The 597-nt window shown below is 72.5% G+C and carries 1 protein-coding gene; it reads left to right on the top strand.

Translation table 11 applies throughout. The features are described 5' to 3' along the window. The coding region (locus FV223_RS29465) for a transporter associated domain-containing protein (protein ID WP_246689874.1) at positions 1 to 597 on the top strand (597 nt) is incomplete at both ends.

The raw sequence follows: 597 nt of genomic DNA on the forward strand, positions 1-597 counted from the left end.
ACCATGCCGCGCGGGTCGTCGAGCGTCTCGCCGTAGACCGGCAGGCGGGAATGGCCGGCGGTGCGGAACAGCTTCAGCAGGTCGCCGAGGCTGGTCTCGACCTCACCGCGACGCTCGCCTCCACCCGCATCCAGCGGCCGGTGCTGTTCGTGCCGCCCTCGATGCCGGCGATCGACCTGCTGGTGCGGATGCAGGCGACCCGCACCCACATGGCGCTCGTCATCGACGAGTACGGCGGCACCGACGGGCTGATCTCGATCGAGGACCTGATCGAGATGGTGGTCGGCGACATCGAGGACGAGCACGACGTGGTCGAGGGCCGCCTCGTCCAGCGCCTCGAGGGCGAGGCCGAGGTGTTCGTGGCCGATGCCCGTGCGCCGCTGGCGGAGGTCTCCGAGGCCACCGGCGTCGACCTCGTCGCGGCGGTGGGCGAGATGGCCGAGGAGATCGACACGATCGGCGGCATGATCGTGACGCTGGCCGGCCGCGTGCCCTCGCGCGGCGAGCTCATCGCCGGCCCCGGCGACCTCGAGTTCGAGGTGCTCGACGCCGACCCGCGCCGCCTCAAGCGCCTGCGCTTCCAGCGCGGGCCCGCAC

This window comes from Methylobacterium sp. WL116, assembly GCF_008039455.1.
Lineage (GTDB): Bacteria > Pseudomonadota > Alphaproteobacteria > Rhizobiales > Beijerinckiaceae > Methylobacterium.